The sequence below is a fragment of the Ensifer sp. ENS07 genome (assembly GCF_014852185.1).
GTDB lineage: Bacteria > Pseudomonadota > Alphaproteobacteria > Rhizobiales > Rhizobiaceae > Ensifer > Ensifer adhaerens.
Genome location: NZ_JACVBE010000002.1, coordinates 413174 through 427829, shown reverse-complemented (window position 1 = coordinate 427829; position 14656 = coordinate 413174). Strand labels below are relative to the sequence as shown.

At 64.6% G+C, this 14656-nt stretch carries 12 protein-coding genes and 1 riboswitch; of the genes, 11 read left to right on the top strand and 1 reads right to left on the bottom strand.

The annotated features are described in order from the left end of the window. Positions 1-180 precede the first annotated feature (180 nt). The 11 genes from IB277_RS09160 to IB277_RS09110 all read left to right on the top strand — a co-directional run bounded on the left by IB277_RS09160 (position 181) and on the right by IB277_RS09110 (position 13170). Complete coding sequence (locus IB277_RS09160) at positions 181-657, top strand: RidA family protein (RefSeq protein ID WP_210207566.1); 477 nt, start codon at positions 181-183, stop codon at positions 655-657. A 177-nt stretch (positions 658-834) separates the two neighbouring features. Continuing rightward, positions 835-1051: riboswitch (cobalamin riboswitch) on the top strand. Positions 1052-1155: 104 nt separating this feature from the next. After that, the gene (locus IB277_RS09155) at positions 1156-1569 is read left to right on the top strand and encodes a DUF1636 domain-containing protein (protein ID WP_034788085.1); all 414 of its coding nucleotides are present in this window, start codon (positions 1156-1158) and stop codon (positions 1567-1569) included. A 22-nt stretch (positions 1570-1591) separates the two neighbouring features. After that, positions 1592-2395, top strand: a complete 804-nt coding sequence (locus tag IB277_RS09150; RefSeq protein ID WP_110818625.1) for an ABC transporter ATP-binding protein — start codon at positions 1592-1594, stop codon at positions 2393-2395. Beyond that, the gene (locus IB277_RS09145) at positions 2392-3345 is read left to right on the top strand and encodes an ABC transporter substrate-binding protein (protein WP_034788092.1); all 954 of its coding nucleotides are present in this window, start codon (positions 2392-2394) and stop codon (positions 3343-3345) included. Before IB277_RS09150 ends, IB277_RS09145 begins: the two co-directional genes overlap by 4 nt. 87 nt (positions 3346-3432) lie before the next feature. After that, a complete protein-coding gene (locus IB277_RS09140; protein ID WP_060520775.1) occupies positions 3433-4416 on the top strand; it encodes an iron ABC transporter permease in 984 nt (327 codons plus the stop codon). A 93-nt stretch (positions 4417-4509) separates the two neighbouring features. After that, positions 4510-5070 carry a DUF924 family protein gene (locus tag IB277_RS09135; protein WP_060601111.1) on the top strand — a complete coding sequence of 187 codons (561 nt, stop codon included), beginning with the start codon at positions 4510-4512 and terminating at the stop codon, positions 5068-5070. Positions 5071-5196: 126 nt separating this feature from the next. Then, positions 5197-8004, top strand: coding sequence for a mechanosensitive ion channel family protein (locus IB277_RS09130; protein ID WP_176960255.1), 2808 nt, complete (start codon positions 5197-5199; stop codon positions 8002-8004). Positions 8005-8172: 168 nt separating this feature from the next. Continuing rightward, positions 8173-8451 carry a hypothetical protein gene (locus IB277_RS09125; RefSeq protein ID WP_034788099.1) on the top strand — a complete coding sequence of 93 codons (279 nt, stop codon included), beginning with the start codon at positions 8173-8175 and terminating at the stop codon, positions 8449-8451. A 314-nt stretch (positions 8452-8765) separates the two neighbouring features. Further along, positions 8766-10322 carry a caspase domain-containing protein gene (locus IB277_RS09120; protein WP_090294049.1) on the top strand — a complete coding sequence of 519 codons (1557 nt, stop codon included), beginning with the start codon at positions 8766-8768 and terminating at the stop codon, positions 10320-10322. A 156-nt stretch (positions 10323-10478) separates the two neighbouring features. Beyond that, a complete protein-coding gene (locus IB277_RS09115; protein WP_192370953.1) occupies positions 10479-11240 on the top strand; it encodes an MBL fold metallo-hydrolase in 762 nt (253 codons plus the stop codon). Positions 11241-11412: 172 nt separating this feature from the next. Next, positions 11413-13170 carry an adenylate/guanylate cyclase domain-containing protein gene (locus tag IB277_RS09110; protein ID WP_110818624.1) on the top strand — a complete coding sequence of 586 codons (1758 nt, stop codon included), beginning with the start codon at positions 11413-11415 and terminating at the stop codon, positions 13168-13170. A gap of 41 nt (positions 13171-13211) precedes the next feature. On the opposite strand, the gene IB277_RS09105 is transcribed toward IB277_RS09110, so the two are convergent. Continuing rightward, entirely contained in the window at positions 13212-14621 is a 1410-nt protein-coding gene (locus IB277_RS09105) for an adenylate/guanylate cyclase domain-containing protein (protein WP_034788105.1), read from the bottom strand. Positions 14622-14656 lie beyond the last annotated feature (35 nt).

The following is a 14656-nucleotide window of genomic DNA, read 5'->3' as shown; positions in this document are numbered from 1 at the left end:
GTTATCTCCCAACGTGAGGCATGAGGCGTTTTCTCTTGGTTATGCTTGGAAAAGTTGCTGGGCACGGAACGGCGCGTCTTGCTGCTTGCGATAGGGGCGGCAGAACTTCGAGGGCTTGAGAAAAAAGCGGTGTCGTCTCCGCAAGGCGGCCGGTTCGTAAGGTGACGAGGAGGGGAAGCAATGATGGACGAGGTTATCCGAAGGCTCGGCGCACTTGGCGTTCAGCTCCCGACGCCGCCGAGGCCGCTCGGCGCCTACCGCGCGGTGATCGAGGCGGGTGAGATGCTTCATGTTTCGATGCAGGGGCCATTGCTGGACGGGCGCTTCGTGCATACGGGGCTGCTCGGGCGCGATGTGACCATCGACGAGGGGCGCAAGGCCGCAGAGTTGGCAGTGCTCAACGCGCTGGCGCAGATCCATGAGCATCTCGGCCGTTTCGAGCGTATTCGCCAGATCGTCCGGCTGGAGGGATATGTCGCCTGCACTGAGGATTTCCTGGAGCACCCGAAGGTACTCGACGGTGCTTCCGAGCTTCTGGCGGCCGCCTTTGGCGAAAGGGCCGGCCATGTTCGCTCCGTCTGCGGCGTGCGCAACCTGCCGGGCAACGCCTCTGTCGCGGTGACGCTGACGGCCGAACTCTTGCCGCCGGAGTTCTGAGGCAGCACGGCACGTCTTTTAGCGTGGTCGCTATCGCGGGCGTCGGATTGTGTCCGGCGCCCAATTTTCGACTTGCGCTACGTAATGTTATTTTATAACAAACCTCGCATGACGAAACGCCGCATGTTGATAGATCCCTCCCGCCTGTGTCGTGCGGTTGTCTCATCCGCCGATTCATGCGAGGAAGGCGTTGATGGTGCTGCGTCCGCGACAATGCGGAAGCGGCTGAAAAGGGAACACGGAACGGACGACCCTGATGGGGCCGAGACCGTGGCTGCCCCCGCAACTGTGAGCGGAAAGCGCATTCACACCATGTCACTGGTCGAAGACCGGGAAGACGTGGATGCGCCACGACCCGCGAGCCAGGAGACCTGCCATCGAACCGATCAACCACAACGGACGGGGTGTTCCGATGGAAAAGAACTGGCTTTCATACGACGGTTTTCCGTCCTCTTGCCGTTTCGCCATCTCTTGCCGTCAGTCCGGCGGAGGGCAGGAATGGCTGAGCCGAATTTCCGACAGCACAAGATAACGGTCTGCACCGATTGCCGCTTCACCGGCGGCCCATGCGTGCCCGGTGCCGAGCTGATCAAGCGGCTCAACCTGAGCATCGCAGCGCTCGGCGCACCGCTCGATCGCGACTTCTCGATCGCCGGCACGGTCTGCATGGCGGCCTGCACGCGGCCCTGCACCATCGCCTTCCAGGCGACGGGGAAGGCGACCTATCTCTTCGGCGACGTCTCGCCGGAAGAGGACATCGACGATCTCGTGCGCTTTGCCACAACCTATGCCGAGCGTGGCGATGGCATGACGCGGGCGGCGGAACGGCCGCGCGGGCTGAAAGGCAAGACGCTTGCCCGCATTCCCGCGGCGATGCTCGTCTCCGAAGATCTCGGCGGGCACTTCCAATGAGGTCGCGCAGAGGAACGAACCCATGAGCTGCAACGCAACGGGTGCAGCCCTCACGGTCGAGGGCCTTCGCTGGGGGCCGCGTTCGGGCCTGACGCTGGTCAACGACATCGGCTTTGCGATCGCGGCCGGCAGCCGGCTTGCGATCCTCGGGCCGAATGGCGCCGGCAAGACCTCGCTTCTGCGCTGCCTCTACCGGGCGGTGCAGCCGAATGCCGGCCGTGTTTCGGTCGATGGCGTCGATCTCTGGTCGATCTCGGCGCGCGAGGCGGCAAGGACAATCGCCGTCGTCTTGCAGGAGATGCCCGGCGATTTTCCCTTCAGCGTGCGCGACGTCGTGATGATGGGACGCATTCCGCGGCGGGAGGGCTTGAGCGGCTGGAACGATTTCGACCGCGAGCGGGTGCAGCATGCGCTCGCGCATCTCGATCTCGCCCATCTTGCCGGCCGCCAGTTCGCCACACTTTCGGGCGGTGAGAAGCAGCGGGTGCTGATCGCCCGCGCGCTGGCACAGGAACCGCGCATCATCATCCTCGACGAGCCGACGAACCATCTCGACATCCGCCACCAGCTCGAAATCCTCGAGCTCTTGCAGACGCTGAAGCTGACGATCGTCTCGACGCTGCACGACATCAATCTCGCCGCCGAGTTTGCGACAGATGTCGCGATCTTGACCGCCGGGCGGCTGACGGCCTTCGGCCCGCCCGAAGAGGTGCTCAGCCCCGGCGAGCTTTCGGCCGCCTTCGGCGTCACCGCCACCGTTCACAATGCCGCTGCCGGCGGCGCCCGCTTTTCCTTTTCACTTCCTCGACAGGGATCGATTTCATGAAGATCAATATTGCCCCATTTTCCCTTCTTTTCGTGCTTGCCGCCGCCACGCCGGCGCTCGCCTATCCGGTCACCGTCAAGAGCTGCAACCGCGAGGTGACCTTCGACGCGGCGCCGAAGCGGGCGATCGCCAACGACGTCAACCTGGTGGAGATGATGCTGGCGCTGAGGCTCCAGGACCGCATGGTCGGCTATACCGGCGTTTCCGGCTGGAAGACGCTGGACGAGAAGCTGCGCGAAGGCGTCAAGGAACTGCCGGAGCTTTCGGAGAAATATCCGACCAAGGAAGTGCTGCTCAACGCCGATGCCGATTTCCTCTTTGCCGGCTGGAACTACGGCATGAAGGTCGGCGGCGAGGTCACGCCCGAGACATTGGCGCCCTTCAAGATCGGCGTCTACGAGCTGACCGAATCCTGCATCCACGTGATGGCCAAGCAGAAGCCTGATATGAACGACATGTTCGTCGATCTTCTCAATCTCGGCCGCATCTTCGGCGTCGAGGATCGCGCCGAGACGCTGGTTGACGGCTATCGCCGCCAGCTTGCCGAGATCACCAAGGCGAACGCCGGCAAGGCTAACCCGACGCGGGTCTTCGTCTATGATTCCGGCGAAGAGAAGCCGTTTACTTCCGGCCGCTTCGGCATTCCGACGGCGATGATCGAGGCCGCCGGCGGCGCCAACATCATGGACGACGTGGAAAAGAGCTGGGTGGAAATCTCCTGGGAACCGGTGATCGAGCGCAACCCGGAAGTGGTGGTCATCGTCAACTACGGCGAGGTGAAGGCCGAGGACAAGATCGCCTTCATGAAGAACAATGCAGCCTTCAAGAATGTCGATGCCGTCAAGAACGATCGCTTCGTCGTGCTCGATTATGTCGAAGCGACGCCAGGCCCGCGCAACATCGACGCCATTGCCAGGCTTGCCAAGGCCTTTCAGGGCGAGGGCCTGTAAGCGATGCTGGCTGAGGATGCGTCGCCTGGTCCCGTCGCCGTTTCACGCCTAGCGCCGGCACGGGCGCTGAAGGCGGGTGCCGGTCTCATGACGGCGCTTTTGCTGCTGGCCTTGACCGTCACGGCCGGCGTATCGCTCGGCTCGGCGCCGATCCCGGTTGCGACCGTCTGGTCGATCATCGCCAGCAAGATTTCTCCGGGCAGCGTCGAGGCTTTCTGGTCGGCGGGGCGCGAGAGCATCGTCTGGGACGTGCGCCTGCCGCGCGTCATGCTGGCGGGCCTCGTCGGCGCCGGGCTGGGGCTGACTGGCGCCGTGCTGCAGGCGGTCACGCGCAATCCACTTGCCGATCCGCATCTGCTCGGCGTTTCCTCCGGCGGCGCGCTCGGCGCGATCGTGGCGCTGCTGCACACCGGCATGATCCTCGGTCTTGCCACGGTGCCGCTCTTTGCCTTTGCCGGCGCGCTGCTCGCAACCGTGCTCGTCGCCTTCGTCTCCCGCGTGCTCGGGAGCAGCGCCGACCGTCTCGTGCTGGCCGGCGTCGCGGTCGCCTTCGTCTTGACATCCGTCGGCAACCTCATGATTTTCCTTGGGGACCCGAGGGCGACCCATACGGTCATCTTCTGGATGCTCGGCGGTCTTGGCCTGGCGCAATGGTCGCAGCTCGTCTATCCCGGCGTGGTGCTTTTCGCCTCCCTCGGCTGGCTGATGATCCGGGCGCGCGAAATCAATGCGCTCGCCATGGGCGACGAAACCGCGATGACGCTCGGCATTCCCGTGCGCCGCTTCCGGCTGACGCTGTTCGTCGTCACCGCACTTCTGACCGGGGTGATGGTCGCCTTTTCCGGCGCGATCGGTTTCGTCGGGCTGATGGTGCCGCATTTCGTGCGGCTTCTGGCCGGCAGCGACAACGTGCGGGTCATTCCGCTCTCGGCCTTCTTCGGGGCGCTGACGCTCATCCTTGCGGATCTGGCGGCCCGCGTCATCATGGCGCCGGAGGACATGCCGATCGGCGTCGTCACCGGGCTCGTCGGCGGCATCGCCTTCATTGCCATCCTGAAGCGACGCGCGTAAGGCGGGTAGGAACACGTTATGGACAAGGGCCGGTTCCGGCCTATGTGTTAGCGCAGCCGAGGGATCGGCGATTGGCCCGCATGTGAGGAGCATATGGCGAACGAAGCTGACATCTGCACGCCGCAGGACGTTCTGAATTTCTGGTTTGGCGAACTCACCTATGACGACTGGTTCGGGACGAGCCACGAACTCGACCAGGCCTGTATCAGCCGCTTCCAGGCGTCGCACCTGGCGCTGGCCCGTGGTGTCGACGAGATCTGGCGCGCGAGCCCGGAAAACCGGCTGGCGGCGATCGTGCTTTTGGACCAGATGCCGCGCAACATGTTTCGCGGCACGCCGCTCGCCTTTGCCACCGATTGCCTGGCACTGCACGAGGCCAAGCTCGCCGTTGGCGCCGGTGCCGACATGGCGATCAAGCCGGAATGGCGCGCCTTCGTCTATCTGCCCTTCGAGCATTCGGAAAACCTTACCGACCAGACCATGTCGGTGAAGCTCTTTACCGAGCTCGGCGATGCCGATTATCTCGACTATGCCATCCGGCACCGCGAGGTGATCGAGCAGTTCGGTCGTTTCCCGCATCGCAACGCCTTCCTGGCGCGGCCCTCGACGGAGGCCGAACTTGCCTATCTGGCGCAGCCCGGCGCCGGTTTTTAACGGGAAAGCGGGCGCTGACGGGGATTTATCGCCGTTCTTTGCATCTTTCCGCCGTCTTTCGTATTCACATCGAAACGTGAAGACGGCCGGAGCGATTCCGGACCACGGTCTCAATCTGCAAGGATCATGAAATTGCGTTCTGTCGGAAAACTGCCCGCCATTCTCGTCTGCCTGCTGGCGCTTGCCGTGGGCGGCCCGGTCATGGCCCAGAAGGCGGCGCAGCCGACAGCGCAACAAACCGCACAGGCAAACGGGCAGGCGGGCCAGAAATCGACACAGCCGGCGCAATCGCCGCAAGGGGCACAATCGTCCCAGACCGCCGCCCAGCCTGCTGCCGGCAAGCCGGCGCAGGAGGCGCAGCCAGCGGAGAACGGGGCGACCCCCGGTGCCACGGAACCTGCGGCGACAACCACACAGCCTGCCCAGAATGCCCAGCCGGCGGCCGATGCCTTGCCGGCGGATGCGACGCCGCCGGCCCAGAGCCAGGCGGCCGAGCAGCTGACCAAGGCCGACGAGGAACTGAAGGGACTGACCGAACGGGTCGAGAAAGCCAAGGACGACGACATCGTGCTTGCCGACCTCAAGGTTCAGGTCGACGCGCTCGCCAAACAGATCATCGGCGTTTCGGTTTCGACCCGCCCGCGCCTCGACGAAATCAAGGCGCGGCTGACCGAACTTGGCGATCCGCCGGCCGAGGGGCAACCGCCCGAAGCCGACATTGTGACGGCCGAGCGCAAGCGGCTGATGGCCGAACGTGGTGCCATCAATGCGCTGACCGGCGAGGCGGAAGGCCTGTCGGTGCAGGCGACGAAGCTGTCCAACGCCATTACCGCGACAAGGCGCGCGCTGTTTTCCAATACGCTCCTGAAGAACACCGAAGTGTCGACCGGAATGTTCGACGACGCGCTGACGGCGACGGCGGACGAGACCCGGGTGCTGTCGCGCAGCGTCGGGAGCTGGCTGAGCTTTGCCTGGAACTACAAGCGCGTGCCGCTCCTGACGGCGCTGTTCCTGTCGCTGCTGGCGGCGCTCGTGTTCCTTTCCGGCAGCCGCAGGCTCTTTCGCCCGCTGATCGAGCATGACATTACCGATGAGGAGCCGAGCTACTTCCGGCGGCTCTCCGTCGCATTCTGGTCGACACTGATCCCGACCATCGCGTCGGCAGCCTTCGCGGTCTCGAGCTTCCTGTTCCTGCGCGGCTTCAACGTGCTGCGTTCCGATATCGCACCGATCATTGCAATCACGCTCGGGGTCGCCGTCGTCGTCTTCTTCGTGACGAGGCTCGCTCAGGCCGTGTTGTCGCCGCGCGATTCGCGCTGGCGGCTCGTCCGGGTTTCCGATCGCGGCGCGCGGATGCTGATGATCGCGATCTTCGCCATGGCGCTGGTCAACGGCCTCGACTACCTCTTCGGCGGCGTCAGCGAGGCGCTCGGTTCGCCTGTCGTCCTGACCGTCGTCAAGAGCTACATTGCCTCCATCGTCATCGGCCTGATCATCATGGCTTCGGCCTGGATCAAGCCGACGCTCAGGAAGGATGAATCCTTCGACGCCCATGGCCGCGCCTGGCCGCGGGTGGTGTCTTTCGCGCTGCTCGCGACCGGCGCCTTGCTCATCATTGCCGCTGTGTCGGGCTATGTCGGTCTTGCCCGCTTCATCGCCACGCAGATCATCATTACGGGCGCGATCCTCGTCACGATGTATATCGGCATCCTCACCGGCCGGGCGGTTGCCAAGCAGGGCGCCTTTGCCGAGACCGCCGCCGGGCGTTATCTCGAGCGGCGCTATAATCTCGAACAGGTGGCGCTCGACCAGATCGGCCTTGCCGCGGGCCTCAGCATCTACGCGCTGGTCGTGATGTTCTTCATCCCGCTGATCCTCTTGCAGTGGGGCTTCCAGGTCGCCGACATCGAGTCCTGGGCCTACCGGATGGTGACCGAGATCAAGATCGGCTCGATCACGATTTCGCTGGTTGGCATCCTCGCCGGCATCCTGTTCTTCGCGCTCGGCTACGCCGTCACCCGTTTCGTGCAGCGCTGGATCGACGGCAACATCATGGCACGCAGCCGGGTCGATGCGGGCGTGCGCAATTCGATCCGCACCGGCATCGGCTATACCGGCGTCGGGCTTGCGGGGCTGATCGGCCTGTCGGCGGCCGGCATCGACCTCTCCAACCTCGCGCTCGTTGCCGGTGCTCTCTCGCTCGGTGTCGGTTTCGGCCTGCAGAACATTGTCTCGAACTTCGTTTCGGGGCTCATCCTGCTCGTCGAGCGCCCGTTCAAGGTGGGGGACTGGATCGTCAGCGGCACGACGGAAGGTTTCGTCAAGCGCATCTCTGTCCGCGCGACCGAGATCGAGACCTTCCAGCACCAGTCGATCATGATGCCGAACTCGCTGCTCATCAACGCCTCGGTCGGCAACTGGACGCACCGCAACAAGCTCGGCCGCTCCGAAATCGCCATCACCGTCACCTATGCCAGCGAGCCGCGCCGGATCATGGAGCTGCTCGCCGAGATCGCGGCCGCCCATCCCATGGTCTTGAAGAACCCGTCGCCGAGCGTTGGCTTCACCGCCTTTGGCGATGACCGCATGACCTTCGAATTGCGCATCTACGTGGCCGACGTCCTGACCGGCGGCGGCGTGCGCAACGACCTGCGTGTCTCGATCTACGAACGCTTCCGCGACGAGGGCATCGGCGCGCCGTTCCCGGTCAAGATCGAGGACGTGCCGGTCGAGGACCAGACCGGCATCGAAAGCCACCACCCGGAAGAGGTCGGCGAGCCGAAGGGCGCCACCTCCGCCGAGGAAAGGGCCGCAGCCAAGTCTGCCGCTTCGGACAAGAAAACTGCCGCTGCGGCGCCGCTCGACGAGGAGCGCGAAGTGGAGGGGGCAAGCAGCCGCCGGAGCGCCAGCCGCCGGGCAAACCCAAACCGCTGATAAACGGACCGTTCAGCCACTATTCAGCCGGCCTGCCATAAAAAGCATGCAATTCTTCTGGTGACCGACTACGCTGGTCATCGGCTGAAGAGGTGGCCGGCGCAGCGTCGCGTAACCGACGGGGCGGCCGGCTCGGCAAGAGGGCGGCGCGTCTGGCGTCGATGGGCGATGAAGAAATTTGTGATTGCTTTGCTTTCCGGTTTGCTGATGGCCGGCGCGCCGATGGCCGGTGCTGCCAGTGCCGCGACTGTCACGAACAAGGACAGCGAGACCGCCGTTCTGATCGTCGTCGAGGGTGAAAGCCGTGTGGAAGTGGCGATCGCATCCGGAGCGACCGAAATGATCTGCCCCAGCGGCTGTTTCGTCACCGCGCCGAGCGGTGACCGCATCGGCCTGCAGGGCGATGAGAACGTCGAGATCGTCAACGGCAACGTCGTCGTCAAGTAACCTTTCATTCCGCGACAGCGGTGCGGCAGGCGCGCCGCTGTCGGGCGGCACTCCATTCGCTCGATAGGTCGGCAGGTGCCGTCGCTGATGGCGCCGGCAGCCCCTTTAGTAGCGGTCGCGGTGCTCTCTTCGCTCGAAGCCTAATCCCAAGGGATGGGCGAGGGCGCCGAAGCTCTCATTCGTTCGGGCGGGCAAGCCCGCGTCGGGCCTGCCGGACACTCTCCTTGCATTGACAGGCTGCATTGCCGGTAGCACGCTTGGGCGTTGGGGTGACGCGCGTGGTCGCGATCATCCGCGCATTGCCGGGGGGAGCCATGCCATTCCTTCGCATCGCCTTGTCCGTTCTGCTGGTGCTTTTCGCATCGGAGGCGCTGGCCGAAAAGCGGGTGGCGCTGGTCATCGGCAATTCCGCCTATCAGCATGTGGCCACCTTGCCCAATCCCGGCAATGACGCGCACGACATGGCGGCAAAGCTCGAAGGGCTGGGCTTCGAGGTGGTGACGGGCGCTGATCTCGACCTTTCGGGTGTGCGCCGTGCGGTGCGGGACTTCGTCGGCCGGCTCGACGGCGCCGACCTCGCGTTGTTCTTCTATGCCGGCCACGGCCTGCAGGTGAACGGCGAAAACTATCTCGCCCCCGTCGATGCCACGCTCGCTTCCTCTGTCGATCTCGAATTCGAGGCGGTGCCGATGAACCTGATCCTGTCGGCGATGGAGCGCAGTACACGGGTCAATATCATCCTGCTCGACGCCTGCCGCGACAATCCGCTAGCGGTCAATCTCGCCCGCTCGATGGGCACGCGCTCCGCCTCGGTCGGCCGCGGCCTTGCCAAGGTCGGCACCGGCATCGGCACGCTGATCGCTTTCTCCACCCAGCCCGGCAATGTTGCCCTCGACGGATCGGGGCGCAATTCGCCGTTCACATCGGCGCTCTTGAAACATCTCGGCCGGCCGGGGCGCGACATTACCCGCGAACTGATCGACGTGCGCCGCGACGTGCTGGCGGCAACCGGCGGCAAGCAGGTGCCCTGGGACAATTCCTCGCTGACCGGCGAAGTGGTGCTGAAGCCCGCCGTTGACGGCAAGCCGGCGCCGGCCGAGGCGCCTGCGACGGGTCAGGCCGCCGAGCTTGCCTATTGGGAAACGATCAAGGATGCGACCGACCGCGACCTCTTCGACGCCTATCTGCAGCAATATCCCGACGGTGCGTTCGCATCGCTCGCCAAGGCAAAGATCAAGATCATCGAGCGGGCTTCAGTGCCTACATCCGAAGGCGTGCCCGGCGGATCGGGTGGCCAGGCCGTGGCGGCCATCGATCCGGCGCTGGCCGCGCCCAATGCCGACGACACGACATTGGCCCGTTCCGTACAGGTGGAGCTCAACCGGCTGGGCTGTCGCGCCGGCAGCGAGGATGGCGTCTGGGGTGCCGGCAGCCGCAAGGCGCTCGAAGCCTTCGGCAAGTTCGCAAAGGTCGACCTTGCGACGCTCGAACCCTCCAGCGACGTGCTCGGTCGCCTGAAGTCGGAGAAGGTGCGGATCTGCCCGCTTGCTTGCGGCCGTAACGAAGAGGCGAAGGATGGGCGCTGCGTCACAATCCGGCGCGAGGCGAAGCTGCCGCAACCAGGCGAGACGCAAGGCACGATCAAGGCACCGCAGAAAAACACCGGCACCCGTGCGATCAGCCCACCGGCCGAACTGCAGAAAAAGAGCTTTGCCAATTGCCCCGCAAATGCCGATGTCGCGTTCCGGCAGATGTTTGCCCGCGGCTCGGGCCGGGGCCGCATGACGATTTCCGCCACCCATTCCTGCGGCCGGGCCTTTGCCTGTCATCGCACCGCAAGGGGCCAGCCGTGGGATTGCGGCTGGCGGTGAAGCGGACAGCGCATGCTGGCGCCATCGAACGGGGTTGGCGTGAAGGGCGGCGGCGTTTCTCAACCCTCGCGCGTCATTTCAGGGCTTGATTTCGCTGCCGCATGCGCAAGGATCGCCGCGATGGTCAAGGCCGGTTCCGGCAAGGGAGGACACCCCATGAAGCTCCAGCTTATCCGCAATGCGACACTCAAGCTCGACTATGCCGGTCACACGGTGCTGATCGATCCCTTTCTCGGGCCGAAGGACAGCCTGCCGTCCTTTGCGGGGCGGGCGCCCAATCCGCTGGTCGGGCTGCCGTTCGACACCGATACCATTCTTGCCGGGGTCGAACTCGTCATTATCTCGCATCTGCACGAGGACCACTTCGACGACACCGCCAAGCATCGCTTGCCGAAGGGGCTGCCGATCTTCTGCCAGCCGGGCGACGAGGAGGCGATCCGTGGCGCTGGTTTTCGCGACGTCACGCCCCTTCTCGGCAAGGCGCAGTGGCAGGGCCTGAAGCTCACCCGACGTGACGGCAGCCACGGCCTTGGTCCTGTCGTTCAGGACATGGGGCCGGTCATGGGTTTCAGCCTTGAGGCCAAGGGCGAGCCGACGGTTTACTGGGCCGGCGACACGGTGCTCTATCCGGCCATCGAAAAGACCATCCACGATACGAAGCCGGATGTGATCGTCACCCATTCCTGCGGCGCACGCTGGGACGGCGCCCTGATCGTGATGGATGCGGCGCAGACGATCGCGGTCTGCGAGGCCTCCAAGAAGAGCATCGTGGTTGCAACGCACATGGAGGCGCTCGACCATGCGCCGGTCAGCCGAGGTGATCTCCGCGCCGCTGCCAGCGCCCACGGCATCGCCTTGCCCAGGCTGCTCATTCCGGATGATGGCGACGTGTTGACCCTGATACCGCCCGTGGTCTAGGCGGCCGACAGGTCGCAGCAGGCAAGCTGTTGTGCGGCACGGCTGCCGGGGGCGCCTTCTTGACCGGCTGCGGTCTTGATCCGCTCTCGCTTGCCACAGGTATCTGTGAATATTCGAAAATTCGCGCATATTAAACACAACGAAATCCTCCGCCGCAGGAGCGGTCACCGTTGTGGATCGAAAGCTCGCAGCCATCCTGGCGGCCGATGTCGCCGGCTTCAGTCGCCTCGCAGCGCTCGACGAAGAGAACACGCTTCGCGCGCTCGACCTTTGCCGGGGGCGGATTGCCGAATTGGTGGATGACCATGGCGGCCGCATCTTCGGCAGTGCCGGCGATGGTCTCGTCGCCGAGTTTCCAAGCGCTGTTCAGGCCGTCCGCTGCGCGGTGGAAATCCAGCGCGGTCTTCTCGATGCGCAGGAACTGCCCCCCGAACGCCACCTGCAGTTTCGCATCGGTGTCAATCTCGGCGACATCGTCGTGTCGGGAGACGATCTGCTTGGCGACGGAGTCAATATCGCCGCGCGCCTGCAGGAGATCGCCGTCCCGTCGGGCATCTGTATTTCCGGGGCGGTGCGCGAACATCTCGACGGCAAGGTGCCCTTCGCGCTGACCAGCCTCGGCGAGCGGACCTTGAAGAACATCCCCCGGCCCATTCTGGTTTTCCGGGTCGACTGGCAAGACGAGATCGCTGTCGGAGGTGGCGTCCTCGACGGGGCGCCGCTGGCCGGTCGCAGCAAGGACCAGCCGTCGCTCGTCGTCATGCCCTTCGACAATCTGAGCGGTCCAGGCGACGAGTACTTCGTCGACGGTGTCGTGGAGGAGATCACTGCGGCGCTCTCGCGCGTCCGGGATTTCTTCGTCATCGCGCGCCAGTCCGCCTTCACCTACAAGGGGCGCTTCGTCGACGTGCGTGACGTCGGCAGGGAGCTCCGTGTCACCTATGTGGTTGAAGGCACCGTGCGCCGCGGTGGCGACCGGCTGCGCATTTCCGTGCAACTGGTCGACGCCGAGACGCGGACCCAATCCTGGTCGGATCGCTACGAGGGCGCAATCGAGGATATTTTCGAGTTCCAGGATCGGATCGCCGCGCAGGTGGCAGGCGCCATTCATCCGGCCATCCGCGATGCCGAGATCGAGCTTGCCAAGCGCAAGCCGCCGGCCAGTCTGCGCGCCTATGATTTCGTCATGCGCGCCTTCCCCAAACTCTGGGGGCGCCGCAGGGATAGCAACAACCAGGCGATCGAACTGCTTCGGCAGGCGATCCTGGTCGATCCCGGCTACGGCCGCGCGCATGCGCTTCTGGCGTGGTGCCATGCCTCGAGCGCCTCCTACCTCTGGACCGACCGGCCGGAGCAGGAACTGGATCAGGCGCGTTCAGCGATCGAAGGTGCAGGCTCGATCAGCGACGATCCGACCGCTTTGACTGCGGCTGGCGCGGCAATGAGCATCTGCGGCGATCAGGATCGCGCCGCCACCTTTATCGAAAAGGCGCTGGCGCTTGATCCGAACAATGCCTGGGCATGGGCTCGGCTCGGCTGGATCGCGATCTTCACGGACGATCCCGCACGCGCAACGGAGCGGTTCCGGCGTGGGATGACGCTGAGCCCGAGAGACCCGCTCGCATTCAACATGAAACTGGGGATGGCTTTTTCCATGGCCATGCAAGGGGCTCTCTCCGAAGCCATCGCGATCGCCCAGGACGTCGTCAACAACTATCCTGACGTGACCTGGTCCTATCGCCACCTCGCGGCCTGGTCGGCGATGACCGGGGACATGGAGACCGCCCGATGGGCGGCGCAGAAGCTGCTGGCAGCAGAGCCGGGGTTCACGATCGAACGTTATCGGGCACTGCCCTGGTTTGAGAGGATACCGCAGTGGCAGCATCAGATGGCCGAGGCGCTACGGCAAGCCGGCTTGCCCGAACGCTGATCGCCGCTCGCGGGATATGGGCGTTCCGTTCCCGGCCAGCCTCACGGGATCGAGAAAATGCTGATCTCGTTCGTGATGCCTCTGAGCGCGACATTGTGCGATTGCGGGTTGAGGCCGCGATCGCTGAGCAGGCTCGAGGCGCGCGGATCGTCGAGCACCGAACCGGTCGCAAAGATTTCGCGCGAGCTGGCGAGGTGTTGGACCCGAGAGGCGATGTTGACCGTCTGGCCGAAATAGTCCTGCCGCTCGTTGAGGCTGACGGCGATGCACGGTCCCTCGTGAATGCCGATTTTCAGCAGCAGGTCTTCCGAGCCGCGGTCCTCGTTCAGCTGTCGCATGGCGTCGCGCATGCGCATGGCGGCCGCAACCGCCCGGTCCGGCGTCGGGAAGGTGGCCATGACGGCGTCGCCGATCGTCTTGACCACCGCGCCGGCTTCCGCCGCAACGATCTCGTTGACGACGCTGAAATGGGTCTTCACCAGATCGAAGGCGGCGAGGTCGCCGACCCGCTCGTAAAGCTCGGTCGAGCCGCGCAGGTCGGAGAAGAGAAAGGTGAGGCTGGTGATCTTCAGCCGCTGGTCTACGTCGATCGTGTCGGTGCGGTAGATGTCGCGGAAGGTCTGGTTGGAGAGCAGCCGCTTGGCGGTCAGGAACGGCCGGCGGCGGCCGAGGATATCGTGCAGCGCGTCGTTGGCGATGCAGACCGAGGGCAGGGTGCGGACATCCGTGTGGTTTTCCACTTGGATGCGCAAGGGACCGGGCTGCATGGTCAGCGCTTCGTCGTGGCGATGGCCGCGGTCGAAGACGAGCGACAGCGTGCGCCGCTCCTTGGTCGGCTCGCCCTTGACGTCGATGAACTGCGCGGCATGGGTCACCGGCTCGAAGATGATGATGAATTCCGCCGGCATCTGCAGCGAGATCACCGCCTTTTCGCCGGGCGGCAATTCCAGCGCCTCGATCATGAAATCGTCGACCTGGGCCTCGTAGCCCTCCTCGGGCAGCTCGATGCCGGAGCCCCAGTAGATCTGCCGGAAATATTCGAGCGGCGTCAGTTCGTGCGGGCTGTGGGCCTCGATGTGGCGTATGCGCGGGTTCACGGTGAAGGTCACCTCCACCATCTCGTCCAGCGTCGGCTCATAGCCGGCGGCACAGAGCGAGCAGGTATAGGTGTCGCTCTGCACGGTTTTCAGCGATGTGTTGGCATCGAGTACGCCGCCGCAGCCGGGGCAAAGCACATTCCAGGAAAGCTCGAAAAGGCCGAGGCGGGAAGCATGCAGGAAGGCGGCGATCGCCTTCTCCTCGTCGAGGCCGTGCTCGGCGGCAAAGGCGAGTGCGTTGATGCGGCCGAGTTTGCGGTCCGGCGCTTCCCGGACAAATCGCTCCAATACGCCGGCGATTTCAGGCTGCACGGTCTGGCGCAGCATATCGAACAGAGGCTGGGCTTCACTCATGCCGGCATCCTACACCGAAAACGGGCGCCGGGGCA